This is a genomic window from Mesorhizobium sp. BAC0120, from assembly GCF_033542235.1.
Lineage (GTDB): Bacteria > Pseudomonadota > Alphaproteobacteria > Rhizobiales > Rhizobiaceae > JAWRCU01.
On the sequence record NZ_JAWRCU010000004.1, the window covers coordinates 436,261 to 462,171 of the forward strand.

The window sequence follows — 25,911 nt, forward strand, 5'->3', positions numbered from 1 at the left end:
GACAGAACTGTTGATAGTCTGACAATCCTTACTCCGGACGCTCCTGCCGGAGGTCCGAAAGCGAGCATCTGCCATGCCGAGCGTCGAGATCCGCAAATTCGTCACCCAGGTGGAAGAGATCCGGCACGAAGGCGGGCCGCCGGCCGGCCAGCCGGCCGTGCGCGGAGCGATCGCGGCCGTGATCGCCAACCCCTATGCGGGGCGCTATGTCGAGGACATTGCCGGCTTTATGGATGACCTGAAGCCGCTCGGCCTCGACATGGCCAGGCGACTGATCGAAGCGCTGGGCGGCGATGCGGCACGCATCGAAGGCTACGGCAAGGGCGCCATTGTCGGATCGGCGGGCGAGCTCGAGCACGGCGCCCTGTGGCACGTGCCGGGCGGTTATGCGATGCGCGAGCTGCTCGGCGGCGCCAAGGCGATCGTGCCCTCGGCCAAGAAGGTCGGGGGGCTCGGCACGCATATCGACATTCCGATCACGCACAAGGATGCCTCCTATGTGCGCAGCCATTTCGACGCCATCGAGATCGGCATCAATGACGCCCCGCGCGCCAACGAGATCGTGCTCGTGCTGGCCATGACGAGCGGACCGCGCGTGCATGCCCGCGTCGGCGGGCTGGCGGCATCCGAGATCAAGGGAGAGGACGGGCTGAGATGAGCACTTCCATCCGCAAGATTGTCACCGTCGTCGAGGAGACGCAGGTCGAGGGGGGCCGCTCAGTTTCGCCGCCGACCAGACGCGCCGCAGCGATTGCCGTGATCGAAAATCCGTTCGCCGGCCAGTATGTCGAAAACCTCGATGTGCTCATCGCCATCGGCGAGGAGCTTGGTGGGCTTCTTGGGGAGCGCGCGGTCGCTGCGCTCGGCATCCCCGGCGACTCAGTCGAAAGCTACGGCAAGGCGGCTTGCGTCGGCGCGGAAGGCGAGCTGGAACATGCGGCGGCAATCCTGCATCCGAAGCTGGGCGCGCCATTCCGCAAGGTGCTCGGCAAGGGCGCCGCGCTTATCCCATCCTCCAAGAAACGCGGCGGCCCCGGCACGCCGTTCGACATCCCGCTTGGCCACAAGGATGCCGCATATGTGCGTAGCCATTTCGACGGCATGGAGGTGCGCGTCAATGACGCGCCGCGCGACAACGAGATCGTCGTCGCCGTGGCAGTGACCGATTCCGGCCGCCCGCACCCACGCGTCGGCGGGCTCACCAAGGGCGAGATCAAGGGCGAGGACGGGTTGAGGTGAGTTGATCCGGGTTGAAAGGTCCCGGTCGATCAGAATAAGGCGTTCAGCGATTCGCAGAGCCAGAGTCGAGTCGTATCATCCAGCACAAGACGCTCGAGGATAGTGTAGCCCGCATATCCAAGGGCAGCCTCAAACTCGCTCTTCCGGAGAACCGATACCCAGTTCATCTTCCTGACACGTTCAGGTGAATAGTCAACATCGTCCGAGTTCACGTGGCTGACCACCAGGAAACGTGTATTCGTTGACAATTTTTTCAAAGCAGCGCCAACGTCTTTGACGTATTCTAGAACGCCTAATATGACAATCACGTCAAAATATCTGTTTAATTCATCGCTTGAAAGGTCAAACTTTATTACGTCTGCACCTTGTGGATCTATATCATAGCCAGAATAGGTGTAAGTTGCGCCGCGCCGCTCTATCTCAAGACGAAGTTTCTGGTCACCGCATCCCACATCGGCAATCGCGCCGCCGTTGGGCAGCGCTCGTTGGACCAAGTCCACTGCGGCCGACGCTCGCGCGAACCATTCGGCTCGCTTTTGCGTCTTTAGATTGTATCGGTCGCGGCGGTTCGGAAACAGACGTGTCGATATCTTAAGAAGGAGGCTCACATCATTCTTCTCTTGGGGGCCAGCCGCGCTCCCAACACGATGCCAGCCCTGGTCGTTCCCTCCCTCAGCCGTGAGAGGTCATGTAACTGCTGCACGAGCTTCATCGGCGGAAGCTCGGACGGCATGACCCCGTCGCCGGCCATCATTTCGATATTGGCTGCAGATGGAATAACTATGGCCGAGTCTTGCCCGGGTGATGGTCGTGCCTGAATATCATCAAGCAGAAGCAGTGCTTTAGGGCGAGCGATGCGTCAGATTGGCTCAGCACGTCGGCGGGCTTGTCAAGAGCGAGGTTGGAGCCACGTGAGGTGAGCGGAGCGGGGACAGTTTACTTTTGTCGCTGGCTACCTCGGCGAAGCGCTGCACTTCCCTGCGGCAAAAAAAAGCAAATTGTCCCTGCATTCACCGCCTTCGCTTAGCCTCCGAACAGCTCCGGCATCGTGGTCGACGGCGGGGTGTTGCGTGAGCGTTGCGAACGCACGATGCCGTCGATGATCGTCATGCCGATGCCGGGAATATCGCCGAGCCGGACGCTCTCGAGCAAGTTCTTGCCGGCGGAATGCTGTGCCTTGTCGAGGAGCACGAAATCGGCGGCGCGGCCCACCTCGATCAGGCCGCAGTCAAGCTCTCGCATGCGCGCGGTGTTGCCGGTGGCGAAGCAGAAGGCGATCTCGGCCGGCACGTCGCCCAGCGAAGAGAGCATGGAGATCATGCGGACGATGCCGAGCGGTTGCACGCCCGAGCCGGCCGGTGCGTCGGTGCCGAGGATGACACGTTCGAGCTGATTGAGCTCCCTTGCCGTCCGTAGCGTGAGCAGGGCGGCTCGCTCATTTCCGTTGTGCACCAGCTCGAGCCCGCGATGACATTTCTCGCAAAGGCAGACGATCTGGTCGTCCGGTAAGGCGGTGTGGCCGCCATTGACGTGGCCGATGATGTCCGTGTCGGCAGCTAGCACGACATCCTTGTCGATGAGCCCCGATCCGGGGATCGATGGGCCGCCGGTATGTATGGTGCTCTGAATGCCATATTTGCGCGCCCAGGCAACCATCTGGCGCGCGGTCTCGCCGTCCTTCACCGAGCCGAGACCGACCTCTCCGAGCAGTTTCACGCCGGCCGCCGCGAGCTCCTTGAAGTCTTCCTCGACCATGCCGTGCTCGATCACCGGGGCCCCGGCATGCACCTTCACGCCGGAGGGCCGGAAGGCGGAGAATATGCGTTGTGCCGTGATAGCGTGTGCCTTCAGGCCGATGATGTCGCGAGGCCGGCCGGGCGTATGCACCTCGCCGGCCGAGATCATCGTGGTGACGCCGCCATGCAGATTGGAATCGATCCAGCCGAGCTGGTTCTGACGCGGCGTCCAGTCGCCGGCCACCGGATGGACGTGACTGTCGATAAGGCCAGGGACGAGCGCCGATCCTTTCGCGTCCACCGTGGTAGTGGCGTTGTCCGTGTCGAGATCCCTTGCTCTGCCGAACGCGGTGATGCGGCCGTTCTCGGCGACGATCGTGTCGGCATCGAGGATCGGATTTTCGATCGCGCCAGAAAGCATCAGGCCGATGTTGCGAACGACCAGCTTGGTCGGGTTGCCGTCGGTGACGGGAGCGTCATGGGCCATGCCGAATTCTCCTTCTGATTTTCGACCGAGCGTCAGGCGAAATCGTCGTCGCCGTCGCCGATCTTGTGCAGCAACGTCATCAAGGTCTGCCGCTCTCCAGGCGTGAGCGGCGCGAGCACACGGCGCGCCACCTCCAGGCTGTCGGCGAGACGGTCGATCGAATAGCGCGTGCCCCTGTCGGTGAGCGTGATCATCGCGAGCCGCTGATCCTTCTTAGAGCCGCGACGTTCGATCAGGCCATTCTTCATAAGCTTGCGCACCACGATGCTGATGGTCGAAGGGTCCATAGCAGTGAGGCGGCCGAGATGGTTCTGCGACAGCTCGCCATGCTTCAGCAGCGTCGCAATCGCCGCATGCTGCGTCGGCGTGAGATCCTGGCCGGCCATCACCTGCTGGAAATAGAAGGTCGCCCGCTGGTGGGCGCGCCGGATCAAATGAGCCGGATGCTTAGTGAGATCGTAGCCAGAGGCGTTGAACGCGGCCAACGCCTCCTTACGAGAGATCGGCGGCGCGTTGGCGGCGCTGCCGCTGGTGTCCGAGTCCGGTTTGATGTCTCGTGTCACGCTGCAATGTCCGTGTTTTCGATGACGGCCCCTTTCGACAGGGCGGCGACCACGCGTTTGGCGTCCGTCACGATGCCGAAATGAGTAGCTATGTCGTAGAGCGTGCTTTCCTGCTCGCGCGGGCCCGTGGCGGCGCAGCAGTCCCTCGGCACCACCACATCGTATCCATTGAAGAAGGCGTCATGCACGGTCGAGCGCACGCAGATGTTGGTGACCACGCCGAAAATCACGAGCTGGTCGACAAGCATGTCCTTCAGCGTCACGTCGAGGTCGGTCTGGAAGAAGGACGAGTAGCGGTGTTTGATCACGTGGATCTCGTCGGCGCGCGCGCCGAGATCGTCGATGACCTCGGTCGCCCAAGTTCCTTCCTCGCCATGCGGCGTGCGCTTCAGGAACTCGCGGTCGCGACGCATATTCCGGCGATGACTGTCGCGCACCCAGATGATCGGGGCACCCGCCTTGCGTGCTGCGTCGATGACCGCGAGCTGCGGGGGAACCAGCGCCTCGCAGCCGGGCAACACCATCTTGCCGCCTGGCTTGCAGAATTCGTTGATCATATCGACCACGATGACGGCGGTGCGCTTCGGATCGAGCGTGATGTGCTCGACCCGCATATGTGAGGAAAAGACATCTACTGACATCCTGGTCAGCTCCTCTTGGCGAATCTTCAATCTCTTAACAAGCTATACAGTAAATCGAAGAAGCGGTCGCTATCTACATCGCAGGCGATCTTTGCATTTGGCCTTTCGCCGCGCTCATTCCAGAAATCGGCGACCGTAGCGCCGAAGCAATAGGAGCCAGCGAGGTTGACGCCTATATGAACCGGCCTGGTGCGGATGAGCGTGGGGTCGATGACCGCCGCGAGCGCCAGCGGGTCGTGCATGGCGCCACCGATGCCCATCGAGTTGCGGTGGAGCTTCTCATAGAACTTCAGCCAATCGAGGACGACCTTGCCGAGTGGCGTGCCGATCCTCTCGAACTCCGCAAATTGCGGTGCCTCGACCAGCACCTGCATGGTCACATCGAGCCCGACCATGGTGATCGGGATGCCGCTATCGAGGACGATCTTCAGTGCCTCGGGATCGCAGAAGGCGTTGAACTCCGTCGGTGTTATGATCTCGCTCTTGCGATAGAAGACGCCGCCCATCCAGGTGAGCTCCTTGATTTTCGGGAGCACCTGCGGGTGCTTCAAAACGAGCAGGCCGATGTTGCAGAGCGGACCGGTGGCGACGACGTCGATCGGCTCACGCTGCGCAGCGAGCTTCCCGGCCAGGAAATCGACGGCATGCTGCGAAACGACCTTGCCTTGCGCCGGCGGCAGATAGGGCGATCCTTCGAGACCGCTCGGGCCGTCGGCAGTTCCCAGCACCAGAGGCCGAGCCAGCGGCCGGTGGCAGCCCCGTGCCACCGGCACGTCTTGAGCGCCGATGAATTCGAGGATGCGCAGGCAGTTGGCGGTGGTCTTCTCGATTTCGGCATTGCCGCAGGTGGTGGTGACGCCAAGCAGGTCGATTGCCGGCGAGCGATGCGCCATCACAAGCGCAATCGCGTCGTCGTGGCCAGGATCACAGTCGAAGAGGATGGGAGTGGCGGTCATGCTGCCGCTCCTGCGCGCTCGTAGCGCGCGATGGTTTCCTTGAAGATCGACAGGAAGCGACGGCCGTCTATGCCGGTCGCGATACGCGTCGTCTTGGGCCCGCCGCCAGGCAGGATCTGGCGACCGCGATATGCGACCGTCTGGCCGCGGGCGATGCGGCCGTCGAGCACCACGTCGACGAAGAGCGGCTCGGTCATGGTGCATAGGTCAGGCGCAAAGGCGAGCGCGACGGTTATCACGTCGTCCATCGGGAAGCCGACAAGGCCGAAGAACTCGCGCCAGATGTCGATGTAGATCGGAAACACCCTGGATATCATCGCGACGACTGGGTTATCCCCGGCTGCAGCGTGCATATCGGCGAGATCGTCTCGGGTCAGCATGGAGGTCGCAGCCCGGTTGTCCTCGCAGACGTCGAGCGGCACCAGGATCTTGTCGATCTCGGCATTGAGGACTGTGCGCGCCGCTTCCGGGTCGGCCCAGATATTGTATTCGCTGACCGGCGTCATGTTGCCTGGGGTCGCGAATGTGCCGCCGAGGACGATCAGCCGTTTCAGAAGCTTCGTCAGCTCCGGTTCCTGAATGAGGGCCATCGCCGCGTTGGTGGGCGGGCCGGTGGTGACCAGCGTAATCTCGCCGGGCGCCGCTCGCGCCGTGTCGATGATGAAATCGACGGCGTGTTGTCCGATGGGCTTGTGTGTTGGCTGCGGAGCCGGCGGGTTGAATTCTTTCAGCCGGTCGCCGAAGCGCTGGGCGAGCCGTTTCTCGAAATGGACCGGAGCCTCCATGTCGGCCTTGGAGTTGCCGAGGATCGGTCGCCAGGCGCCTGCGGCAACGGGTATATCCTCGCGGCCGGCGAGCGTCAGGGTGTTCAGCACCACGTTGGTGACCTGGTCGATACCGCCTGCCGCACCGGCGACGGTGGTCACGCCTTCCAGCTTCAGATGCGGCGACGCGGCAGCGAACAGGACGGCGAGAATGTCGTCGCCTGCCGAGTCGACATCGAGGATGATGCGCTCCATGTCAGTTCCTGGGTTCATCGGCATCGCCAAGCTGGAGTAGTGATAGATGCCGAGGGTCACCAGTGACCTTAGTCACGCCGTCCAGCTTGAGTTTGCAACCGAATCGCCAAGCTGGAGCACCCCTCATCCGACTCGGCGCTGCGCGCCGAGCCACCTTCTCCCACAAGGGGAGAAGGGGGAGCGCTGCATATGCGTCTCCGCCAATCTCCACCGTTTGAGATTTGCTGCGAGCTACAATGTCAGGCTCCCCCTTCTCCCCTTGTGGGAGAAGGTGGCCGCGAAGCGGTCGGATGAGGGGTGCTCCAGCTTGACGCCACGCAGCCCGGCACGGCGCGCCAGCGATTGTCGGTAGAAACAGGGCGTCACCAGTCATCACAGGCTCTTTCCCGTCACAGGCTTCGCCAAAACGCGGCTCATGCTTTCCAGCGTCTCGCGGATCAGTTTCGGTCGCGCGCGATAGGAGAGCGCGAAGAGTGCAGCGAGCGCGACGAGGTAAGGCACGGCGAGCACGAGATAGGAGGAGATGCCGAGCGTCTGGAGCCTCAACGACAGCGCGTCGGAGAAGCCGAAGAGCAGGCAGCCGGCGAGGATGCGCCATGGGTCGCCGTTGGAGAAGATCAGGATGGCGACAGCCATGAAGCCTCTGCCGGATGACATGTTCTCGGTGAACATTGTGGTGTAGCCGAGTGATAGATGCGCGCCGGCGAGCCCCGCCAGCACCCCGCAAAGGAGCGATGAGGTGTAGCGGATGCGCGCGATCGAGATGCCGAGCGCCTCTGCGGCTTCCGGCTTCTCGCCGACGACGCGGATATAGAGGCCGAGGCGGGTGCGGCGGTAGAAGAGGATTAGGAGCGGCACCAGGGCGAAGGCCAGATAGACCAGCGGTGTGTAGCCGGAGATCATCTGCCCGACGGGGCCGAGCTCGCGGGCGAAGGGCAGCCGGATCACCGGCAGGCCGACAAGCCCCTGGCCGAAGATCGAGCCGCGGTGACCGAAGATTGCCTTCAGGAGCGAAATGGTCATGCCGCTGGCAAGGATGTTCAGCGCCAGGCCGACGACGACCTCGTTGGCCCTGAAGGTGACGACGAGCAGCGCGAAGACGTAAGCCAGCACGAGGGCGGCGGCGACACCGGCGAGCACGCCAAGCCAGGGCGAGCCGGTGAAGATGGTGCCGATCACAGCGAAGAAGGCGCCGACCAGCATCTGACCTTCGAGGCCGATGTTGAAGATGCCGGCCTTGGTGGTGAAGGAACCGCCCAGCGCGACCAGCAGGATCGGTGCGGTGGTCCTGAGTGTCGCGACGATCAGGGCGACATTGAAGAGCCGCTCTAGAATTTCCATCGGCGCTCTCCTGCAGTGCTGTCGCCGGCCTTTCGGCGGATCGTGATCTCAGCCGATACCGCTAGAATGATCAGGGCCTGCACGACGGTGATGATCTCGCGGGATGCGGTGGTGTCGACTTCGAGCAGCAGCGAGCCGTTCCGCAGGGCGCCGAAGAACAGCGCGGTGGCAATGGTGCCGAGTGGGCTGCCGTTGGCAAGAAGTGCTGCGATCACGCCATCGAAGCCGAACCCGGGTGCGAAGCCCTCCATGAAGCGGTGGTGGACGCCGAGCGCCTCGATGCCGCCCGCCAGTCCGCCGACCGCGCCGGACGCGAGAAGCACGAAGAGGCACTGCCGCTTGATGTCGATCCCGCCATATTCGGCGAATCTGGGGTTCGCTCCCATCTCGCTTATCGCATAGCCGCGTGCCGTGCGCTGGAAGAAGAAGTGCACCGCAACAGCGAGCGCCAGGCCGATGACAAGTCCCCAGTTGAGGCGGGAGAAGCTGAACAGCTCAGGCAAATGTGCCGACGGCAAAATCGGCGGCGTCTCCGACAGGCCGCCCGGCGCCTTGAATATGTTGATGGTGAGATAGGAGGTGATGAGCACTGCCACGTAATTGGTGAGGATTGTCGAGACCACTTCGTTGGTGTTGTAGCGGGCGCGAAACCAGGCGGGGATCGCGATCCACAACAGCCCCGCTAAGGCGGCGGAGGCGATCGCGGCCAGCATATGGACGAAGGGCGGCAGGCTGAAGGAGAAGCCTACCCAGGCAGCCGCGAATCCTCCCATGAAGAGCTGGCCTTCGATGCCGATGTTGAACAGACCGCCGCGCAGCGAGATGCAGGCTGCAATACCGCAGACCAGGATAGGGGTGGCCTGAAGCAAGGTGCCGGCGATGCGCTCGGGACTGCCGAATGCGCCGTTGATCAGCGTAACGAGCACGTTGGTCGGGCTCTCGCCGACGGCAAGCACCACCACGGCGCCGAGGGCGAGCGCCAGAACGATGGCGAGCGCCTGGCCGGAAAGGGCACCAAGCCGGCCGCTCATCACCCGACCTCCACCAGCGCTGCAGCCTTGTCGCGGCTCGCGCCGGCCATCATGAAGCCGAGCTCTTCCTCGCTGACGCCGTCGCCGGCGAGCTCGCCCATGATGCGACCCGCGAACATGACGAATATGCGGTCGGCAAGCGCGATCAGCTCGTCGAGCTGGACGGAGATCAGAAGGATGGCGCGGCCCTCCGCACGCTGACGCATGATCTCGGCGTGGATCGCCTCGGTTGCGCCGATGTCGACGCCGCGGGTCGGCTGGTCGATGAGCAGGAAGCGCGCGTCGGTCGAGAATTCGCGCGCCAGCACGACCTTTTGAATATTGCCGCCGGAGAGTCGTTTCACAACAGAATCCGGGCCTTGTGCGCGGATATCGAAGCGCTTGATGAGCGCTTCGGTCTGCTGCCTGACATAGCCGCGCGAAATGATACCGCGCCGAGACCAGGGCGCCTGATCCTGCCGGCCCATCAGGATATTGGACGAGATCGAGGCATGGCGGTCGACGCCGCGCGCCAACCGGTCCCCCGGCACGTGTGCAAGGCCGGTTGCGCGGATCTTACTGGCAGAGAGGCCCGCAACGGGTTTGCCAGCAAGCGCAATGGAGCCGTGGCTGGCTGGACGAAGGCCGGCGATTACCTCGGCAAGCTCGGTCTGACCGTTGCCGGCGACGCCGGCGATTCCGACGATCTCCCCCGCCTTAACGTCGAAGGACACGCCGGCCACGGCCGGCAACCGGCGATCGTCGCGCGCCCAGAGGTCGCGCACCTTGAGGACCGGCTCGCCATTGCCCGGTTTGCGAGGACGCCGATCGAAGCCCACCGATCGGCCGACCATCATCTGCACGAGCTCGGATTTGCTGAGGCCGGCCGTCGGGCGCGTCGCGACCTCCTTGCCGTGGCGCAGCACCGTGACGGTATCGGACACTTCCATCACCTCCTCGAGATGATGGGAGATGAAGATCACCGTCATTCCCTGGGCGACGAATCCTTTAAGCGTCTGGAAAAGCTCGCGGCTCTCCTGCGGGGTGAGCACGGCCGTCGGTTCGTCGAGGATGATTGTGCGGGCACCGCGAACCAGCACCTTCAAGATCTCGATGCGCTGCTCGATGCCGACCGACAGCAGCCCGACGCGCTCCCTCGGGTCCACCCGAAGCCCGAACTGCTTCGACAGCCGAGCCGTTTTCTCGATCTGGGCAGCGTGGTCGATCAGTCCGTTCTTCACCACTTCCATGCCGAGGAAGACGTTCTCAGCGACCGACAGTGATGGCACAAGCTTGAAATGCTGATGCACCATGCCGACCCCGGCCGAGATTGCCACGGCCGGGCCGGGCAAGGTCATACGATTGCCGTCGATCCAGATTTCACCTTCGTCGGGCTGCAGCAAACCGAACAGAATGTTCATCAGCGTCGTCTTGCCGGCGCCGTTCTCGCCGATGATGGCGTGGATCCTGCCGCGTTCGACGGCGAGGTTCACATTGTCATTGGCGACGAAAGTGCCGAAACGCTTGGTGATGGATTTCAGCTCGATGGCGAGGGACATCGCGGCCCAGGACTTGTGCTTCGCGGGAGCAATTCTCCGTCTGCCTTCTACGGGAAGGGCAGCGGGGCAGCCCCAGAATACCGTCACTTCACGGTGTCGACTACTATCTTGCCTGAAATGATATCTGCTTTCGCTGCTTCGACCTTGGCCTTCACGTCGTCCGGTATCTTGCCGACGACATCCGGGCAGTAGAGCAGTTCGACGCCGCCGGTCTTCAAGTCGTAGGTGTAGGTCTCGCCGGGCTTCACGCCCCTGCCGTCCACGACATCTTTCACCAGGCTATAGACGGCGACATCGGCATGCTTCAGCATCGAGGCCATCACGTGGCCCGGCGCCACGCCGCACTGGTCGATGTCGACACCAAAGGAATATTTGTCAGCGGCCGCACTTGCCTGCAGCACACCTTCGCCGGTCGGGCCGGCGACGTTGTAGACCATGTCCGAGCCCTGGCCGTAGAGCGTCATGGTGAGCTCGCTTCCCTTGGCCGGATCATCGAAGGTTCCGGCGAAAACCGAGTCTACCCGAACATCAGGCGCGCCGTATTTCGCCCCTTGTTCGTAGCCGGCCAGGAAATCGCGAATGACCGGCAGATCGCGTCCGCCCACGAAGCCGATCGCCTTGCCATCGCCGAGGCGCTCGATTTCGCTGCCCTTTTCGGCCATCGCCGCTCCCAGCACGCCGACCAGGAAAGAGCCCTGATTCTGGGCGAAGTTCGCATAGGAGACGGTCTTGGAATCGAGCACGCCGTCAATGAAGACGAAGCGGGTATCGGGATAGGCTGCAGACGTCTTCTTCAGAGCGTCCACAAGCTCCCAGCCCATCACGAAGACCAGGTCGTACTCACCGCTCTTGGCAACGTTGTTGAACTGCTCCCCATAGTCGAGCGCGCGATTGCCGGTGTCGATGAGCTTCACCTTCACGCCGAGTTCGTTCTCGGCCTTCTTGAGGCCCTGCACGATGGAAACGCCGAAGCCCTGTGCGAAATAGCCGGAAATGGCGGCGATATGGATGTCTTTTGCAAAGGCCGGCGTGCTCGCAAGAGCGATGAGCGACGCGCCGCACAAGGACAGGAGCCGAGCGGACCGATTGGACATGGTAACCCTCTGAAGTTGCGAAAAGCCCCAGGCCCGTTTTTTTAGTGATCTTCGATGTACTGTTTTTGATGCTGCTTCCGACCATCTTTCTCGTGCGATGCCACTCCCAAGCATCGGAGACTAATCGTTGATGGTCATATAATCGTGATCCCGAAATTCAGTTCTTGTCAATCGGGAAACGCACGCTTGCCCAAGTCCCGTGCAGCGCGGGCTGTGCCAGTTGATACGAATGACCGGCATGACTTTTCTGGCGCTTGACAAGGGTCCGCGGCGCTACGCACGATCATATGGCCATCAATGATCGGGAAGTGCCATGACCAAGCGCAAGCTCATCCTCGATGTCGACACAGGGACCGACGACGCAGTTGCGATCATGTGCGCGGCACTGCATCCGAATCTCGAGCTGGTCGCCTGCACTACCGTCAACGGCAATCGCGAGATCGAGCACACGACTGACAATACGTTACGCACGCTGGACCACATCGGACGCGGCGACATTCCCGTCCATGCCGGCCTGGCGCGGCCGGTCGGTCGGCGCGATTTTCCAGTCCCGCGCGGAGAGCGGGATCCCGGCGTGCATTTTGTCGAGATGCCGCTCGCGCCTGCGCGGTCGGAGGTGCAGGAAACCAACGCGGTCGAATTCCTGATCGAGACCTATCGCAAGGCGACCGACGAAATTGTGCTCGTGCCCGTCGGACCATTGTCCAACATCGCCTCCGCGCTGGCTCTGTTTCCAAAGCTCGTCGACTATGTGCCGGAAGTCGTGATCATGGGCGGCGGCCATGCGGTCGCCAATGTCACTCCCTCCGCAGAGTTCAACATCTGGGCCGATCCGGAAGCGGCAGCCCTGGTCTTCGCTGCCGGCTTCCGAAAACTGACGCTCGTGCCGCTCGATGCGACGCACAGGGCGGTGATCAGCTCCGAGCAGTGCAAGGCCTTGCGTGCTTCCGGCAGGCCTGCCGCGGAGGCTGCGGCGATCTTCGTCGAGAAGCGCATCGAGGGCTATCGCGGCTATCAGCCTCTCGGCGGGGCCGACGCGGCGCCTGTGCACGACGCGCTCTGCGTCGCCTCGCTGGTGGAGCCCGACATCATCGAGACGCGTGACTATTTCGTCGACGTCGAAACATCGGGCGCGCTCACGATCGGCCGCACCGTAATCGACACCAATTTCCGATCCGGCAAGCAGCCCAACGCACGGGTCGCAATGAATGCCGACACCGACCGGTTCGGACGTTTTGTGCTCGACACCTTGATGAACGGCTGATGCGCGGGAGCTGCTATTGAAGCGCGACGCTGGTGACTCCCTCCCCCTTGTGGGGAGGGATAGAGGGTGGGGGTGCCCTGGCAGTTGCCCTGCAAGGTTAGCTGAAGCAGACGGCATCTCCGGCTTGGATTGGCGCGCTTCGCACCCCCACCCTGTATCCCTCCCCACAAGGGGGAGGGAGGCACCAGCGTCGCGCCCCGCAAATGCTAATCACCGAGGTCACAGTCAGCAAAGATGAGGATCATCGTCACTGGATCGAGCGGGCTGTTGGGACGGCATGTCGCCAGCGCGCTTGCCGACGCCGGACATACGGTGCTCGGTATCGACGTTGCGCCGCCGCCTGTGGGCGTGGACTGGGAGCATGTGACCGCGGACCTCACCGATCTCGGCCAGGCGCTGCAGCTGGTGCGGGATGCCGAAGCGGTGGTCCATATCGCCGCGATTCCGAGGCCGACCGGCGTTCCCGCCGGCCATGTGTTCCAGGTCAACATGGCCGCCTGCTACAATGTCGTCGAAGCTGCGGTGCTCTTCGGCGCGAAGCGCCTCGTCTACGCCTCGTCGATGAGCGTGCTCGGCTATCCCTTCTTCGAGAAGCCGATCGTCCCCTCATACTTGCCCTTCGACTCGGCGCATCCGGCAGCGCCGCAGGATGCCTATGCCTTGTCGAAATGGCTGGGCGAGGAAATTGTTGCTTCGGCGGCGCGGCGACGGCCGGATTTCTCCTGCGTGAGCTTGCGAATGCCGTGGATTCAGACGGCTGAGACTTTTGCGCGTGACGTTCTCGAGCGGCGCAAGCACTCCGAGCTGGTGGCGCGCGACCTTTGGGGCTATCTCGACGTGCGGGACGCTGCGGCTGCGTTTCGCCTGGCGGTCGAGCGGCCGCTTGAAGGCCACCATCGGATCTTCATCAGCGCGGCCGATACGTTCATGGAGGCCGAAACGGAGGCTCTGGTGCGGACCGCCTATCCGGGTGTCGAACTCCGACGCCCGCTGCCTGGTCACGCGGCCGCCTTCGACTTGACCGAGGCACGGGAACTGCTCGGTTTCGAGCCGCGCCATAGCTGGCGGGACTATTCTTTGTCCGGCGCATGATCTTCCCGAAACTCTGCAGCTATTCGGGGTCATATTGAGGAGGCAGCGATGAGCGACACGATCGGCCGACGCTTTGTCGACAAGGTGGTGCTGGTAACCGGCGGCGCAGGAGCCATAGGTTCTGCCGCGGTGCGCCGCTTTGCGGGGGAGGGGGCGAAAGTCGCGATCCTCGACCTCGACAAGGCCGGGGCTGAGGCGCTTGCCGACGAGTTTCTGCGTGGTGGAAGCGAGGCGCTGGCTATCGGCGCTGATGTGGGTTCGGAGAGCGAGGTGAACGCTGCGCTGGCCGAGATCGTGTCGCGTTTCGGCAGGCTGGATGTGCTGTTCAACAATGCCGGCATCTCCGGCAAGGTCGCGCCGGTGCATGAACTCGGCCTCGACGACTGGGACGACATCATCCGCATCAACCTCAGCGGCATCTTTCTGGTTCAGCGCGCGGCACTCCGCGTCATGATCGAGGCCAGGACACGCGGCAACGTCGTCAATATGGGCTCGTCGATGGCTGGATGGGACGTGCTCTCCGGCGGCGCAGGCTACGCGGCGAGCAAGCACGCCGTGCTGGGGCTGACCCGCATAGCGGCGCTCGACATGGCGCCCTACGGCATCCGCGTCAACGCCATCTGTCCCGGCGTGATCGAGACGCGGCTCGGCGTTCCTGCGGGGGACGATGCCGCCTATCGTGCCGGCGTCGAGCGTTTTGCCAACCGCATCCCGTTGAGGCGTATCGGCGAACCCGCCGACGTGGCGGCCGCCGTCGCCTTCCTGGCGTCAGACGAGGCTCGTCACGTCACGGGCGTCGGCTGGCTGATCGATGGCGGCCAGACTCTGCAGAGCTGGGCGAACGCGCCGGACGCGGAGTCCTATCCGCGGTTCGAGTGAATGCCGGGCGAAGCCGCGGGACAACGCGCGAACTTTTCGAAGGCTCACATTTGGTCTGAAAGACCGACAGCTTAGTATCCCGATCGGACCGCCGGTTTCGACCCTGTTCCGCCCTTTCCGTTGCAGAGAGGTTTCTGGCAAGCCATGACCCGAAGTCGACCTGAAGCCCTCGCATTGCTTGTATGATGCGGACGATTGCGCCCACGTGCTACGGAGGCGGCACGAGCGGTCCGAAACGGTCCTGCATCAATTGAGCGCCGCGCTCGCGCAACATTGCATCTCGGGCCGAAGTAGACGCGGTGAGAAGGTTGGCCAGACCCATGCTCTGGCGCTGTACCCACTCGACGCGGGGCTTGCGACGGCGGACATAGCTCGCCAGCGCGTCCTCCACGGTACGCGCCGAGCGCAACTCCTCGGTGAGCACGCAGGCATCCTCCATCGCCATGCAGCCGCCCTGGCCCATCATTGGCGAGCTGGCGTGCGCGGCGTCACCCACCAGCACCACGCGCCCGGCATGCCACTCCTTGATCTCCATCCACATCATGGTCGAGCAAATGACCTGATCGTCACGCTCGAGCGCGCCGAGATACTCTTGCACGCGCGGACCGAAATTCCGCAACCGGTGGCGTAGCCGTTCGAGGCGCCCCTCCAACGGATCGTGGAAGCGCTGTGTGATGACGTAATTGAAACCGTAAATGCGTCTCCGCCCTATCGGCATGAAGCCGAACAGGCACCCATCGCCGAGGTGGAACTGTATGGCCGTCGGGCCTGGGATCGGGCTTATCTGGGAAATGCTGCGCCAAGTCATGGCGCCAAGCTCGCTCGTCGATCTTGTGCCCAGTATCAGATTGCGCACCGTGGATTTCATTCCGTCCGCGCCGATGACGACATCGTAGTGGCAGGTCGAGCCATCCGAGAACCCGACCCGGACTCGGGAATCGTCCTGAACCAGAGTTGTGACCGACGTTCCAAGCCGGCAACGCAGATCGACGACACCGGGTAGCAGAGCGCGCTGTAGCTCTGGCCGTTCAATGCCGACGCAGGGACCTGTATCGTCCCACAAGGCCTCAAGATCGGTCTCAGACAGCAGGTGGCCTTGCTGATCGCAGAAGTGCCATCGGCGAACGAGCGCGCCCGCCTTTTCGACGCCGCTCCCAAGACCGAGTGAGGTCAGCATGCGCATCCCGTTGGCGTGGACCAGGAAGCCTGCCCCCGGCGCCCACCAGGTGTCTTGGCGCTCCACGAGCTCGACCGGCAAATCGTGCCGCTTGAGAGCCGCGGCGGTGGTCAGTCCTGCCACTCCGCCGCCGACGACCAGGATCCTGTTAATGTTTGCCATGTTCACACCGTTCGCAGTGAACGAGCCGAGTTCGCGCCTCACAATGCGAGCCTAGGCGCTTGTGTCCTCCTCAGTCTTGGAGTCGGCGGAACAGCGATTTGGACTGAAGGGAAATCGTGCGATACTAGGCAGGGAAGCGGCCATCCCACGCGGGTAATGGGCGTGCCAGACCTATGCACCACCTTCAAGTTCTCGACCGCCGGCCTGCCGGTATCGGCGCGGGCCCAGGCGGTACGTGACCTTCATCACCGCGAGCGACCGCTTTTGCCGGCCGGTGGCGAGCCGATCGAACCGCTCGAGCCGCTGCCCAATTTGCCGGTTCACGTCGCGGTGACCAAGAGGACGTTACCGGGCCTCGCGATCGTGTCTGGAACCTTCGGCGGTCTGCGTCACGGCATACGGCCCTGCAAGGCGGTCGCGAATGGTGCGGACGATCTCCTCATCGGTGTCAATGTACGCGGTTGCAGCACGGCTCTCCAACGTGATCGAGAGCAGTTGCTCGGGGACGGTGATGGCATCATTGCGACGCGAGGTGAGACCGGCCTGTCCCTGGTGCGGCCCACGCCCGCTCGCTTCCTCGGCTGCCGAATGTCGCTCAAGGCGGTCGCAGCACTCGTTGGCCGGCTCGACGATGTGCCAATGAGCCTGGTTCCGCATGGCACGGAAGCACTGAGCCTGCTTATCACCTATGCCTGCACCATTGCCGATGACCTGCCACTCGCCACTCCCGAACTGCAACGACTCGCGGTCAGCCACATGCACGATCTCGTGGCTGCAACCATCTCGGCCGCAAGCGGCCGCCGAGCTGTCGCCGAAGGACGCGGTATCGCCGCCGCACGGCTCAGGGCGATTATGACAGACATCAACGCTAACCTCGCCGACGGTGATCTGTCGGTTGCAGAGGTCGCACAGCGCCAGCATGTGACACCGCGATACGTACATAAGCTGTTCGAGATGGAGGGTCTCACCTTCTCATCCTTTGTGCTCGGGCAGCGCCTGGCGCGCGCGCATCGGACGCTGAGCGATCCACGGTTTGCCGATCGCACCATCGGTTCGGTCGCTTTCGATGTTGGCTTCGGCGATCTGTCCTACTTCAATCGCACTTTTCGCCGACACTATGAGGCCACGCCCGGTGAAATCAGGCAATCGGCGGTGAAGCTCGATCGCACGCGCCGCTGAGTGGGATTGTCGCCGGTCACGGTCAAGGACAAGCGCGCTTTCCATTTCTGGAATTGGCGCGACCAAGGTGTTCCGGCAGACGGCTCAAACGACAAAGTCCTACCGAAAACACCTGTTTGGAAGTCCGACCGCGTAGAATATCCGGCGCTCGTGCATGATACCGCCGCTATTTCGTTCCAAATCGGTCAAGATGAAGGACGAGACACAGGCCCGGCGGCGGAACTTGTTGTGGGCCTTGCCCGCATCGCTGATCCTGAATGCACTTATCATCGCGCTCTTGGGCTACGGCGTGCCGACGGCGCCTCAACAGCCGCCGGAGCAGCAAGCGGTAAATGTCTCGCTTGTCCCTCCGCCCGATCAGCCAAAGCCGAAACCTGCTCCTGCGCCGTCCCCAAAGGAACCCAAGGCCGAAAAGCCGCCAGAATCGAAGGTAGAGAAACCACCTCTGCCCGAAAAGCAGCCGCCCACGCAAAAGCAGCCGCCCAAGCCAGCGCGGATCGAGGTTCTGAAACCTGTTGTTGAATACGGTGACAAGGATGCCGGCCCCAGGAAATCTCTGGGTGGGAGCAGCGCTCAAGACAGCTCGCCGCCGCCGGGCAAGGATGACGATGCAAAGCCGCCTGTCGCGGCGAAGAGCCCAGACAACAAATCTGCCGCGCCTTCAGACGAGGGGGGGCGGGCAGATGCAGTGAAAGAGGCAGAGAAGAAGGCAAGCCAGGACGCAGGCAAGCAGGACGCAGACAAACAAGAAAACGAGGTGCACGACGCTGACAAGCAGACGGCACCGGCACCAACGCCGCTGGCTTCAGCCGGCAGCGACGGTGAGATCGCGCTTCCCAAGGCGACCGAAGCGCCGCAGCCGAGGCCCGCGAAAGCGCCAAAGCCCAGCTTTGCAAAGCTTTCGAAGCCCGCAAGTGGGACCGCCAGGAGGCCAAACTCCACGGACGTGGCCGCATCGCAGGGCTATTCGGGCCTTCCTGGTGTTCGCAAGCTCAACTCGCCAGGCGCTACCGGCGATGCGTTGGCCACGAGCTCGATGGCTGGCATACCTCGCGATAAGCGGGTTGCCAAACTTTGCGCCAGTGCGTTGCAGCAGCAACTGCCGGAAGCCTCTTATTTTCCCTACCTGGTGCCACTTGTTCCGTTGAAGACCGGCAATGTCGTTGACGTCCCGAACACCGCCTTCAGCACGCGAACGACATGGTACAATTTGGGCTTCCGGTGCGAGGTCGATGCCAATGCGACGAGAGTCTTGTCCTTCGCTTTCAATGTCGGAGCTGAGATCCCGCGCAGCGAATGGGCAGGTCTCGGATTACCGATTCTGTACTAGGGGCATTTCCGGCGAAAACAGGGGCGCCTGAGAGTGATCTTCACCACTACCCCGGCCAGACTGTCTCGCCGCCGTCGACGACCAGCACCTGGCCGTTGACGAAACGGCTGCGAGGGCTGACAAGGAACGCCACCGCCTCGGCGATCTCGTCCGGCTCGGCGTAGCGCTGCAGCGATTTCTGGGCCGAGTTCATCTTGACCGGGTCGACGACGCGTGTGGCTTCGAAGCGCGCGGTCTTGGTCGGTCCGGGGCTCACCGCGTTGACGCGCACGCCGTCGGCCTGGACCTCGCGGGAGAGACAGCGCGAGTAGTGGACGACCGCGGCCTTCAATGTCGCGTAGATGGCGCCGTGCGAATAGCCGGCATGCGCTGCGGTGGAGCCGATATTGACGACGGCGCCCCGGCCGGCTTTCACCATGGGCGGCACGAAGGTCTGGCACATCAGCATCGTGCCGATCAGGTTGTTGTTGGTGAGCGCCTGGATGTCTTCGAGCGGGATGCCGAGCACATTGTTCGGCTCCGGCTTGCCGCCGGCGGCACCGATGTCGCCACCGGCGCAGTTCACCAGCAATTCCACCTGGCCGAGCCTTGCCTCGATGTCGGTCTTCATCTTCGCAACGGCGGCCCTGTCGCCGATATTGCCGGTGACAGCGACGGTGCGCACGCCGAGCGCCTCGATCTCTCGTGCCGCCACGCCGAGGTCTGCCGCTTCGCCATATTTCGACGGCGCGTTCCACTCGAGGTCATGGATGGCGACATCGGCGCCGAGCGCGGCAAGCTTCAATGCTATGGCATGGCCGATGCCTCTGCCCGAGCCGGTGACAAAAGCGATCTTGCCTCTTAATTCCTTGGTCATGCCAATGCCCTTCCTTCCATAATTCCAGCTGTTCTCATGTTCGCGGCGCTACGGCGGATCATCGCGAGCTCATAGTCGACGAGCTCGTGATCGGCGTTGCGCTCCCAAGGGGTGCGATAATCGGCGTCGTCGGGCAGGCGGTTGCGGCGCGCCGCAAGGAGGCAGGCGGCCAGTGCCCGTGCATCCTTTGGCGCATAGCCGCGCCACCAGTCCGGCGTGAACAAGCGGACGTGCCGCGCTTCCAACGCGCCGGGCTCCAGCACGGCCGGCAGCGTCGGGTGGTGTTCGGCAAGGATGGCGATCAGCTCCTTGAACGGGACCGCTCCGTCACCGATCGCGCAGCGAACCAGCCTGATCCCCTCGTCGGTCCACTGCACGCGATAGTCCTTGAGATGGACATATGCGACATGGGGCGCGATGACACGCGTGAAGTCGAGAGGGGCTTCCGCGACCGGGAAGCTGTTGCCGGTGTCGTAGACGATGCGCACGCCGGGCCCGAACTCCTCGCAAAAGGCGACCAGCTCGCGGCTTGTGAAGTCCTGGTGGTTCTCGATGACGATCGTCAGACCCTCAGCGGCTGCGCGCGGCGCATAGGCCCCAAGCTTCTCGCGGACATTCGCCACCAGCTCCGGCCATCTTTCGCCTGCAGCGGCGCGGTCGCCGCACAGGATCGGCGTGAGCGCGAACCGGATCAGCCGGGCGCCGAGCGCCTTGGCGGCGCTGACGCAGATGTCGAAATCGCCGTGATGAAGGCCGGAGCTGACAACGGGCGTCATGCCAAGCCTGTGGAGGCGATCGCGCAGAGCGAGCAGCTCTGCGTCGGAGAGCGGTCCCAGCCAGGCCTCTGCGATCTCCAGCGTCCTTGCTCCGAGCTCTTCGGCAAGCTCGATGAAGCCCTCGAGGCCGCGGCCATTCGGATTGGCGCGCGGCGTCCCGCGACCCTGCAGCCCAAGAAAGTAGGTCAGTCCGTAGGGGTTCAGTCCGACTTCAAGCATGGGTCACCTCAGCCCTCCGTCGACGATGAGGCACTGCTTGGTGATCATCTCGCTGTCGTCGGCGGCGAGGAACAGCGCCACCCTCGCGATGTCGACGGGCAGCAAGCGCCGCCTGATGGCCTGACGGCCAGCCATTTCGTCGGCCTGCTCAGGCGTGTACCAGAGGCGCAGCTGCTTGTCGGTGACGACCGCCCCGGGCGCAATCGCGTTGACGCGAATGTTGTCCGGGCCGAACTCGCGTCCGAGAGACTTGGTGAGGCCAAGGATCGCTGACTTGGCGGTCGTGTAGGCAACCATGCCGGCCGCGCCGGCCATCCAGGCGATCGAGGAAAAGTTGACGATCGAGCCGCGGCCAAGCTCCTTCATGTGCGGGCGCACAGCCTGCGCGGCAAAGAACTGGTGGCGCAGGTTCACGTTCATCATCTTGTCCCAGTAGTCCGGCGTGACATGATCGAGCTCGTGCCGCTCGTCGCTGGCAGCGTTGTTGATGAGCACGGCGATCGGTCCAAGCGTGTGCCGCGTCTCCTCGATCGAGGCTTGCAGGGCGCCGATGTCGATAAGGTCGACCGGTAGAAAGCGCGGCCGGTGCTGCGTATCCCGCAGCTCGGCGACAAGGGCCTTGCCCGCATCCGCCTGGATGTCGACAAAGGCGACCTTCGCGCCGTTGGCGGCAAAGGCGCGCACCATCTCTGCGCCGATTCCCGAAGCCCCGCCGGTCACGAACACGACCCGCCCCGCCAGGCTGGGGTAGTTTGCAAAAGTCATGGATGTCCTCAGATCAGTCTTTTGGTGGCAGGGTCGAACAGGCATGCGCGCGCCATGTCGATGCCGAGCTGGATTTCTTCGCCCATTTGAGGAGCCTGGTCGCGATCGAAACGGCCGACGACCTCCTGGCCACCGAGCTTCATCACGGCGATCGTTTCGGCGCCGGTCGGCTCGACCAACTCAACTGGCGCGGTGAGCATGGCCATGCCAGGTTTGCGGGCTGCCGTCTGCGGATCGAAGCGGCTTATATGCTCGGGCCGCACGCCCAGGATGACGTTTCCCGTCTTGATGCGAGCAGCGGCATCACCGTGGAGGGGGAGGGAAGCCTTGCTGCCATTCGCCGTTTTGATCGAAAGCGCGGGCTTGTCATTGTCACCCGCCAGCTCGGCCGGGATGAAGTTCATGGATGGCGAACCCATGAAACCAGCCACGAACGTATTGGCCGGCCGGTCATAGACCATTTGCGGCACGTCGAACTGCTGGACCGAGCCCTGGTGCATGACGGCAATGCGTGTGGCAAGCGTCATCGCCTCCACCTGGTCATGGGTGACATAGATCGTGGTTTTGCCGACGCGGTGGTGCAGCTTCTTGATCTCGGTTCGCATTTCTATGCGCAGCTTGGCGTCGAGATTGGACAGCGGTTCGTCGAACAGGAACAGCTTGGGATCGCGCACGAGGGCGCGCCCCATGGCGACGCGCTGCCGCTGCCCGCCCGAGAGCTGGCCGGGCTTGCGGTTGAGCAACTGCTCGATCTGCAACAATGCAGCGACGCGCTTCAGCGCCTCGGCCTGCTCCTTCTTCGGCACCCTGCGGCTCTCCATGCCGAAGGTGATGTTCTCGCGCACGGTCATGGTCGGGTAGAGTGCGTAGGACTGGAACACCATCGCGATGTCACGATCCTTCGGCTGCACGGAGTTCACCAGCCTGTCGCCGATCCAGATCTCGCCCGACGTCACGCCTTCCAGACCGGCAATCATTCCGAGCAGGGTGGACTTGCCGCAACCGGAGGGCCCGACCAGCGCGATGAATTCGCCTGCCCGCGCCTCAAGATTGATGCCCTTCAGCACCTCGAGGGCGCCGAAGTTCTTATGCAAGTTGCGGATGGTCAGTGTCGACATCAGCGGCCCGTCATTTGATCGCTTGTCACTTGATCGCGTGTCACTTGATCGCGCCTTGGGTCAGGCCGCGTACGAAATACTTGCCTCCGAAGAGGTAGATCAAAAGGGGAGGCAACGCTCCGATCAGAACCGATGCGCTCATCACGTCGTAGGCTCGCGCGGTGGTGCCGCTGGCGGTGAGCGCAACAAGCGCCGCGGTGATCGGCTGCTGGACCCCGGAGGTGAAGACCACCCCGAACAGATATTCGTTCCAGATGCCGGTAAACTGCCAGATCACGGTGACGATCAGGATCGGCGGGGACAGCGGAAGGATGATCTTTCTGAAAATACGCCAGAACCCCGCGCCGTCGATGCGGGCTGCCTTTATGAGATCATCCGGTATGCTGACGTAATAGTTGCGGCAGAAGAGGGTTGTGAAGGATATTCCCTGGATGACGTGCACCAGGATCAGGCCGTAGGTGGAATTGGTGAGGCCGAGCTTACCGAGGACAAAGGCCCAGGGCATCAGCGCGATCTGGCCCGGCATGAACACGCCGAGCAGCATGCAGGTGAACAGTATCTCGGAGCCTTTGAACCGCCATTTGGAAAGAATGTAGCCGTTGATGGCCCCAAGCACCGTCGAGATTACGGTCGCCGGGATCGTCATCCAGAGCGAGTTGAAGAAGTTGCGCTTCATCCCTTCGCAGGTGCCGGCGACGCAGTAGGTGTTCCAGGCCTGCGTCCAGGCGTCCAGCCGAAAGCTCCTGGGAAATGAGATCAGTCCGCTGCGGGCGATATCCGCCTGCTCGCGAAACGAGTTCAGCACCACGACGACCAACGGGATGAGATAGATGGCGGCGAACAGGCCGAGCAGCCCGTAAATGGCGACGCGACTCCAGAAGTGCCGGCGGCTTGCGAGGGCCGCCTCCGCGTCGAAAGCTGCCACCGCCACCTCAGCCATTGCGGCCCTCCGCACGGCGACGCCACACGACCCACAGTGAATAGGGCACGAGGACAACGGCGAGAGCTGCCAGCATCATCACCGCGGCAGCGGCGCCTTCGCCGATCTGTCCGCGCTGGAACATCAGGTCGTAGACATAGATCGCCGGGAAGGTGGTCGCTATGCCCGGTCCACCACGCGTCAGCGCGGCGACGAGATCGAAAGTCTTGATCGCGAACTGGATCTGGATGACCGCGACCGCGATGAAGATCGGTGCGATGGTGGGCAGGATCACTTTGCGATAGGTGCGGAAGGCGGAGGCGCCGTCGATCTGCGCCGCCTTGATCAGATCCGGATCGACCGACCGTAGCCCAGCGAGAAAGAGCGCCATGGCGAAACCCGACGACTGCCAGATGCCGGTGATGATCACGGCGTAGATCGCTTTATTGCGGTCGGACGTCAGCGCGAAGTTGAAGTCGCTCCAGCCCAGTCCCCGCACCAACGCCTGAATGCCGTCGACAGGGTTGTAGAGCCAGCTCCAGACGGTTCCGGTCACAATGAAGGAGACCGCCAGCGGGTAGAGAAAGATGGTTCGCCAGACTGCTTCGCCACGGACTTTCTGATCGATCAGGATGGCAAGCAGCAGTCCGACCGCCATCGAGCCGACGACGTAGAACCCGCTGAAGAAGAAGAGGTTCGTGTAGGCGACGTTCCAGCGGCGGTTCGCCCAGAGCGAAGCGTAGTTGTCGAGGCCGACGAAACCGTAGCTCGGGAGCAGCGAAGAGTTGGAGAGCGACAGGTACAGTGTCCAGCCGGCAAAGACGAAGACATAGATGAAACTTGCCGCCAGCGAAGGCGCCAGGACCAGGACAGGAACGACCGACCCCATCCGATCCCGCCACGAGCCGGCGGGTCTGGGGGGAGATATGGTCAGGTCGTGAGTGGACATGGCGCCCTGCGAGGAAACAAGCCGGCGCCAAGAGGCGCCGGCTTGCCGGGATTACATCTGCGCTTCAGCGGCGTCGGCCATCGCGTTGGCCGCGTCCTTGGCGGACATGTCAGGCGTGGCGACGAACTCGGTGATCGTATCCATCATGGCGCCGCGGACCTTCTGCGGGACCGTCATGTTGTGGGCCATCGACCGCACCAAAGTACCCGCCTGGATGGAAGCGTTGAGGTCCTTTTGCGAAAGCTGCTGGCAAGGATTGAAGCCATTCGAGAGATCGACATCGAGTCGCGCCGGAATGGAGCCCTTGGCCTGGTTGAAGATCGTCTGGAAATCCTTCGACAAGATCAGATGCGCGAGCAGCTTCTGACCCTCGACGTAATCCGGGTCCTTCTGCTTGAAGAACACGACGGAATCGGAATTCAGGATGAATCCCGGCTTGCCCCAGTCGGTGGGTGCCTGGGCGCAGACGTAGTCGGTGCCTTCCTTGAAGCCGGCGGCAGTCAGAAGCCCGATCGTCCAATCGCCCATGATATGGAACGCCGCCTCGCCACGGCCTACGAGAGCCGACATGGAATCCCAGTCGCGGCCGTTCATGCCGGGGTCCATGTACTTGGACGTCATCGTACGGAACTGCTCGAAGGCTTTGATCATGCCGTCGCTGCGCATGGCATCGATGTTGCCCTCGACGAAAGCCTTACGATAGAGGTCGAGATCCTGGCCGTAGACAACCACTTCGAAGACGGTGGAGTCGGTCCAGTCGGCAGTCGAGTGCGAGATGCAGATCTTGCCGCTCGCGACGATCTTGTCGCAAGCCGCGTTGAATTCGGCCCAGGTCTTGGGCATCTCCGTCACGCCGGCTGCCTGCATGACCTTCGGCGAAGCCCACAGCCAGTTGATGCGGTGGATATTCATGGGCGCGGCGACCCAGCTGCCTTTCGGCTTCATGACCGGCAGCAGCTCCGGCGCGACGACCTTGTCCCAGCCTTCCTGGCCGGCGAGCTCATCCATGCTGGCGGTGCCGCCGGTCTCGTTCCACTCGGCGATCTCCGGTCCCTTGAGCTGGACGGCAGGCGGCGCATTGCCGGCGACAACGTCGGCGCGAAGCTTGGCGAGCGTGTTGGCGGTGTGGCCGGCAATCGCAGTCTGTTGCCACTGGCCGCCAGCGGCTGTGAACATCTCGCCGAGCTTGGCGATCGCCGCAGCATCCGAACCGGTCGCCCATTGATGCAGCAGGTTGGTTTTAGGGTCGGCCTCGGCAGAGCCGACGGCGGCCAGAACGGCGGCCGCGGCCACGGCGCATTTGAGTTTCAGCATTCCTCTTCCTCCCGGGGTTCGGCGCGGGTTGGCCGCGCTCGCTTGATGATCATGCTGGCGTGATGCGCGTGCCGGCAAAAAGCCTCTTCCTGATCGGGTATGCAGCATTCGCTCGGCCGGCGTGATGGGGCCGCAAGGCGCAATTCAACGATCAGGCCGAGGCCGGCCTTCGGCATGCTTCGATGGTGTTCCTCCCGATATGGGCCGTTTCGACCCTTATTCTGGTTCTTGTTCTAAATTAATTCTGTTATGAACTTATTCCAAAGT

At 63.0% G+C, this 25,911-nt stretch carries 26 protein-coding genes; 7 read left to right on the plus strand and 19 right to left on the minus strand.

Going from position 1 to position 25,911, the window contains the following annotated elements:
• Window positions 1–73 precede the first annotated feature (73 nt).
• Both SAZ10_RS12445 and SAZ10_RS12450 read left to right on the plus strand, forming a co-directional pair.
• Window positions 74–658: an amino acid synthesis family protein gene (locus tag SAZ10_RS12445; RefSeq protein WP_318609526.1), complete on the plus strand. Its 585-nt coding sequence runs from the start codon at window positions 74–76 to the stop codon at window positions 656–658.
• Window positions 655–1,239, plus strand: coding sequence for an amino acid synthesis family protein (locus SAZ10_RS12450; protein ID WP_318609527.1), 585 nt, complete (start codon window positions 655–657; stop codon window positions 1,237–1,239). The genes SAZ10_RS12445 and SAZ10_RS12450 overlap by 4 nt, the downstream gene beginning before the upstream one ends.
• A 29-nt stretch (window positions 1,240–1,268) precedes the next feature.
• On the opposite strand, the gene SAZ10_RS12455 is transcribed toward SAZ10_RS12450, so the two are convergent.
• The 10 genes from SAZ10_RS12455 to SAZ10_RS12500 all read right to left on the minus strand — a co-directional run bounded on the left by SAZ10_RS12455 (window position 1,269) and on the right by SAZ10_RS12500 (window position 11,645).
• On the minus strand, window positions 1,269–1,847 hold the full coding sequence (locus tag SAZ10_RS12455) for a class I SAM-dependent methyltransferase (RefSeq protein WP_318609528.1): 579 nt from the start codon (window positions 1,845–1,847) through the stop codon (window positions 1,269–1,271).
• A 415-nt stretch (window positions 1,848–2,262) separates the two neighbouring features.
• On the minus strand, window positions 2,263–3,462 hold the full coding sequence (locus tag SAZ10_RS12460) for an amidohydrolase family protein (RefSeq protein WP_318609529.1): 1,200 nt from the start codon (window positions 3,460–3,462) through the stop codon (window positions 2,263–2,265).
• A 32-nt stretch (window positions 3,463–3,494) separates the two neighbouring features.
• Window positions 3,495–4,025 (minus strand): MarR family winged helix-turn-helix transcriptional regulator, encoded by a 531-nt coding sequence (locus SAZ10_RS12465; protein ID WP_318609530.1) that lies wholly within the window; start codon window positions 4,023–4,025, stop codon window positions 3,495–3,497.
• Window positions 4,022–4,666, minus strand: coding sequence for an isochorismatase family cysteine hydrolase (locus SAZ10_RS12470; RefSeq protein WP_318609531.1), 645 nt, complete (start codon window positions 4,664–4,666; stop codon window positions 4,022–4,024). Before SAZ10_RS12470 ends, SAZ10_RS12465 begins: the two co-directional genes overlap by 4 nt.
• 26 nt (window positions 4,667–4,692) lie before the next feature.
• A complete protein-coding gene (locus SAZ10_RS12475; RefSeq protein ID WP_318609532.1) occupies window positions 4,693–5,622 on the minus strand; it encodes a nucleoside hydrolase in 930 nt (309 codons plus the stop codon).
• The gene (locus tag SAZ10_RS12480) at window positions 5,619–6,641 is read right to left on the minus strand and encodes a nucleoside hydrolase (protein WP_318609653.1); all 1,023 of its coding nucleotides are present in this window, start codon (window positions 6,639–6,641) and stop codon (window positions 5,619–5,621) included. The genes SAZ10_RS12475 and SAZ10_RS12480 overlap by 4 nt, the downstream gene beginning before the upstream one ends.
• Before the next feature lie 372 nt (window positions 6,642–7,013).
• A complete protein-coding gene (locus SAZ10_RS12485) occupies window positions 7,014–7,982 on the minus strand; it encodes an ABC transporter permease (RefSeq protein ID WP_318609533.1) in 969 nt (322 codons plus the stop codon).
• A complete protein-coding gene (locus tag SAZ10_RS12490) occupies window positions 7,970–9,013 on the minus strand; it encodes an ABC transporter permease (protein ID WP_318609534.1) in 1,044 nt (347 codons plus the stop codon). The genes SAZ10_RS12485 and SAZ10_RS12490 overlap by 13 nt, the downstream gene beginning before the upstream one ends.
• The gene (locus SAZ10_RS12495) at window positions 9,013–10,551 is read right to left on the minus strand and encodes an ABC transporter ATP-binding protein (protein WP_318609535.1); all 1,539 of its coding nucleotides are present in this window, start codon (window positions 10,549–10,551) and stop codon (window positions 9,013–9,015) included. Before SAZ10_RS12495 ends, SAZ10_RS12490 begins: the two co-directional genes overlap by 1 nt.
• Before the next feature lie 83 nt (window positions 10,552–10,634).
• Complete coding sequence (locus tag SAZ10_RS12500; protein ID WP_318609536.1) at window positions 10,635–11,645, minus strand: BMP family lipoprotein; 1,011 nt, start codon at window positions 11,643–11,645, stop codon at window positions 10,635–10,637.
• 313 nt (window positions 11,646–11,958) lie between these two features.
• Here SAZ10_RS12500 and SAZ10_RS12505 point away from each other — a divergent pair, with 313 nt between their 5' ends.
• The 3 genes from SAZ10_RS12505 to SAZ10_RS12515 all read left to right on the plus strand — a co-directional run bounded on the left by SAZ10_RS12505 (window position 11,959) and on the right by SAZ10_RS12515 (window position 14,880).
• Window positions 11,959–12,909 (plus strand): nucleoside hydrolase, encoded by a 951-nt coding sequence (locus SAZ10_RS12505; protein ID WP_318609537.1) that lies wholly within the window; start codon window positions 11,959–11,961, stop codon window positions 12,907–12,909.
• Window positions 12,910–13,143: 234 nt separating this feature from the next.
• Window positions 13,144–14,001, plus strand: a complete 858-nt coding sequence (locus SAZ10_RS12510; protein ID WP_318609538.1) for an NAD(P)-dependent oxidoreductase — start codon at window positions 13,144–13,146, stop codon at window positions 13,999–14,001.
• A gap of 48 nt (window positions 14,002–14,049) precedes the next feature.
• Window positions 14,050–14,880: an SDR family NAD(P)-dependent oxidoreductase gene (locus SAZ10_RS12515; protein ID WP_318609539.1), complete on the plus strand. Its 831-nt coding sequence runs from the start codon at window positions 14,050–14,052 to the stop codon at window positions 14,878–14,880.
• A 208-nt stretch (window positions 14,881–15,088) separates the two neighbouring features.
• Here the strand turns inward: SAZ10_RS12515 and SAZ10_RS12520 are convergent, their stop codons facing one another.
• The gene (locus SAZ10_RS12520; RefSeq protein WP_318609540.1) at window positions 15,089–16,219 is read right to left on the minus strand and encodes an FAD-dependent monooxygenase; all 1,131 of its coding nucleotides are present in this window, start codon (window positions 16,217–16,219) and stop codon (window positions 15,089–15,091) included.
• Between the two features lie 162 nt (window positions 16,220–16,381).
• Here SAZ10_RS12520 and SAZ10_RS12525 point away from each other — a divergent pair, with 162 nt between their 5' ends.
• Both SAZ10_RS12525 and SAZ10_RS12530 read left to right on the plus strand, forming a co-directional pair.
• Complete coding sequence (locus tag SAZ10_RS12525) at window positions 16,382–17,398, plus strand: helix-turn-helix transcriptional regulator (RefSeq protein ID WP_318609541.1); 1,017 nt, start codon at window positions 16,382–16,384, stop codon at window positions 17,396–17,398.
• A 154-nt stretch (window positions 17,399–17,552) separates the two neighbouring features.
• Window positions 17,553–18,728, plus strand: a complete 1,176-nt coding sequence (locus SAZ10_RS12530; protein ID WP_318609542.1) for a DUF930 domain-containing protein — start codon at window positions 17,553–17,555, stop codon at window positions 18,726–18,728.
• 46 nt (window positions 18,729–18,774) lie between these two features.
• Here SAZ10_RS12530 and SAZ10_RS12535 read toward each other — a convergent pair whose 3' ends face one another.
• Genes SAZ10_RS12535 through SAZ10_RS12570 form a run of 8 tightly spaced genes read right to left on the minus strand, consistent with a single transcriptional unit; the run spans window position 18,775 to window position 25,820 of the window.
• Window positions 18,775–19,584 carry an SDR family NAD(P)-dependent oxidoreductase gene (locus SAZ10_RS12535; protein ID WP_318609543.1) on the minus strand — a complete coding sequence of 270 codons (810 nt, stop codon included), beginning with the start codon at window positions 19,582–19,584 and terminating at the stop codon, window positions 18,775–18,777.
• The gene (locus SAZ10_RS12540; RefSeq protein WP_318609545.1) at window positions 19,581–20,579 is read right to left on the minus strand and encodes a sugar phosphate isomerase/epimerase family protein; all 999 of its coding nucleotides are present in this window, start codon (window positions 20,577–20,579) and stop codon (window positions 19,581–19,583) included. Before SAZ10_RS12540 ends, SAZ10_RS12535 begins: the two co-directional genes overlap by 4 nt.
• Window positions 20,580–20,582: 3 nt before the next feature.
• The gene (locus SAZ10_RS12545) at window positions 20,583–21,344 is read right to left on the minus strand and encodes an SDR family oxidoreductase (RefSeq protein WP_318609546.1); all 762 of its coding nucleotides are present in this window, start codon (window positions 21,342–21,344) and stop codon (window positions 20,583–20,585) included.
• An 8-nt stretch (window positions 21,345–21,352) separates the two neighbouring features.
• Entirely contained in the window at window positions 21,353–22,462 is a 1,110-nt protein-coding gene (locus SAZ10_RS12550) for an ABC transporter ATP-binding protein (RefSeq protein WP_318609547.1), read from the minus strand.
• 40 nt (window positions 22,463–22,502) lie between these two features.
• Window positions 22,503–23,402: a carbohydrate ABC transporter permease gene (locus SAZ10_RS12555; RefSeq protein ID WP_318609548.1), complete on the minus strand. Its 900-nt coding sequence runs from the start codon at window positions 23,400–23,402 to the stop codon at window positions 22,503–22,505.
• Entirely contained in the window at window positions 23,395–24,330 is a 936-nt protein-coding gene (locus tag SAZ10_RS12560) for a sugar ABC transporter permease (protein ID WP_318609549.1), read from the minus strand. Before SAZ10_RS12560 ends, SAZ10_RS12555 begins: the two co-directional genes overlap by 8 nt.
• A 51-nt stretch (window positions 24,331–24,381) precedes the next feature.
• Window positions 24,382–25,644 (minus strand): ABC transporter substrate-binding protein, encoded by a 1,263-nt coding sequence (locus SAZ10_RS12565; RefSeq protein WP_318609550.1) that lies wholly within the window; start codon window positions 25,642–25,644, stop codon window positions 24,382–24,384.
• Entirely contained in the window at window positions 25,638–25,820 is a 183-nt protein-coding gene (locus SAZ10_RS12570) for a hypothetical protein (RefSeq protein WP_318609551.1), read from the minus strand. The genes SAZ10_RS12565 and SAZ10_RS12570 overlap by 7 nt, the downstream gene beginning before the upstream one ends.
• Between the last annotated feature and the right edge of the window lie 91 nt (window positions 25,821–25,911).

Excerpts from the sequence above, each read along its gene's own strand:
- SAZ10_RS12450 (WP_318609527.1), top strand. The coding sequence starts at position 655 with ATGAGCACTTCCATCCGCAAGATTGTCACCGTCGTCGAGGAGACGCAG.
- SAZ10_RS12570 (WP_318609551.1), bottom strand. The coding sequence starts at position 25,820 with ATGCCGAAGGCCGGCCTCGGCCTGATCGTTGAATTGCGCCTTGCGGCC.
- SAZ10_RS12550 (WP_318609547.1), bottom strand. The coding sequence starts at position 22,462 with ATGTCGACACTGACCATCCGCAACTTGCATAAGAACTTCGGCGCCCTC.
- SAZ10_RS12545 (WP_318609546.1), bottom strand. The coding sequence starts at position 21,344 with ATGACTTTTGCAAACTACCCCAGCCTGGCGGGGCGGGTCGTGTTCGTG.
- SAZ10_RS12490 (WP_318609534.1), bottom strand. The coding sequence starts at position 9,013 with ATGAGCGGCCGGCTTGGTGCCCTTTCCGGCCAGGCGCTCGCCATCGTT.
- SAZ10_RS12520 (WP_318609540.1), bottom strand. The coding sequence starts at position 16,219 with ATGGCAAACATTAACAGGATCCTGGTCGTCGGCGGCGGAGTGGCAGGA.
- SAZ10_RS12495 (WP_318609535.1), bottom strand. The coding sequence starts at position 10,551 with ATGTCCCTCGCCATCGAGCTGAAATCCATCACCAAGCGTTTCGGCACT.
- SAZ10_RS12475 (WP_318609532.1), bottom strand. The coding sequence starts at position 5,622 with ATGACCGCCACTCCCATCCTCTTCGACTGTGATCCTGGCCACGACGAC.
- SAZ10_RS12555 (WP_318609548.1), bottom strand. The coding sequence starts at position 23,402 with ATGGCTGAGGTGGCGGTGGCAGCTTTCGACGCGGAGGCGGCCCTCGCA.
- SAZ10_RS12530 (WP_318609542.1), top strand. The coding sequence starts at position 17,553 with ATGATACCGCCGCTATTTCGTTCCAAATCGGTCAAGATGAAGGACGAG.
- SAZ10_RS12470 (WP_318609531.1), bottom strand. The coding sequence starts at position 4,666 with ATGTCAGTAGATGTCTTTTCCTCACATATGCGGGTCGAGCACATCACG.
- SAZ10_RS12560 (WP_318609549.1), bottom strand. The coding sequence starts at position 24,330 with ATGTCCACTCACGACCTGACCATATCTCCCCCCAGACCCGCCGGCTCG.
- SAZ10_RS12460 (WP_318609529.1), bottom strand. The coding sequence starts at position 3,462 with ATGGCCCATGACGCTCCCGTCACCGACGGCAACCCGACCAAGCTGGTC.
- SAZ10_RS12505 (WP_318609537.1), top strand. The coding sequence starts at position 11,959 with ATGACCAAGCGCAAGCTCATCCTCGATGTCGACACAGGGACCGACGAC.
- SAZ10_RS12485 (WP_318609533.1), bottom strand. The coding sequence starts at position 7,982 with ATGGAAATTCTAGAGCGGCTCTTCAATGTCGCCCTGATCGTCGCGACA.
- SAZ10_RS12480 (WP_318609653.1), bottom strand. The coding sequence starts at position 6,641 with ATGGAGCGCATCATCCTCGATGTCGACTCGGCAGGCGACGACATTCTC.
- SAZ10_RS12510 (WP_318609538.1), top strand. The coding sequence starts at position 13,144 with ATGAGGATCATCGTCACTGGATCGAGCGGGCTGTTGGGACGGCATGTC.
- SAZ10_RS12535 (WP_318609543.1), bottom strand. The coding sequence starts at position 19,584 with ATGACCAAGGAATTAAGAGGCAAGATCGCTTTTGTCACCGGCTCGGGC.
- SAZ10_RS12445 (WP_318609526.1), top strand. The coding sequence starts at position 74 with ATGCCGAGCGTCGAGATCCGCAAATTCGTCACCCAGGTGGAAGAGATC.
- SAZ10_RS12515 (WP_318609539.1), top strand. The coding sequence starts at position 14,050 with ATGAGCGACACGATCGGCCGACGCTTTGTCGACAAGGTGGTGCTGGTA.
- SAZ10_RS12540 (WP_318609545.1), bottom strand. The coding sequence starts at position 20,579 with ATGCTTGAAGTCGGACTGAACCCCTACGGACTGACCTACTTTCTTGGG.
- SAZ10_RS12565 (WP_318609550.1), bottom strand. The coding sequence starts at position 25,644 with ATGCTGAAACTCAAATGCGCCGTGGCCGCGGCCGCCGTTCTGGCCGCC.
- SAZ10_RS12500 (WP_318609536.1), bottom strand. The coding sequence starts at position 11,645 with ATGTCCAATCGGTCCGCTCGGCTCCTGTCCTTGTGCGGCGCGTCGCTC.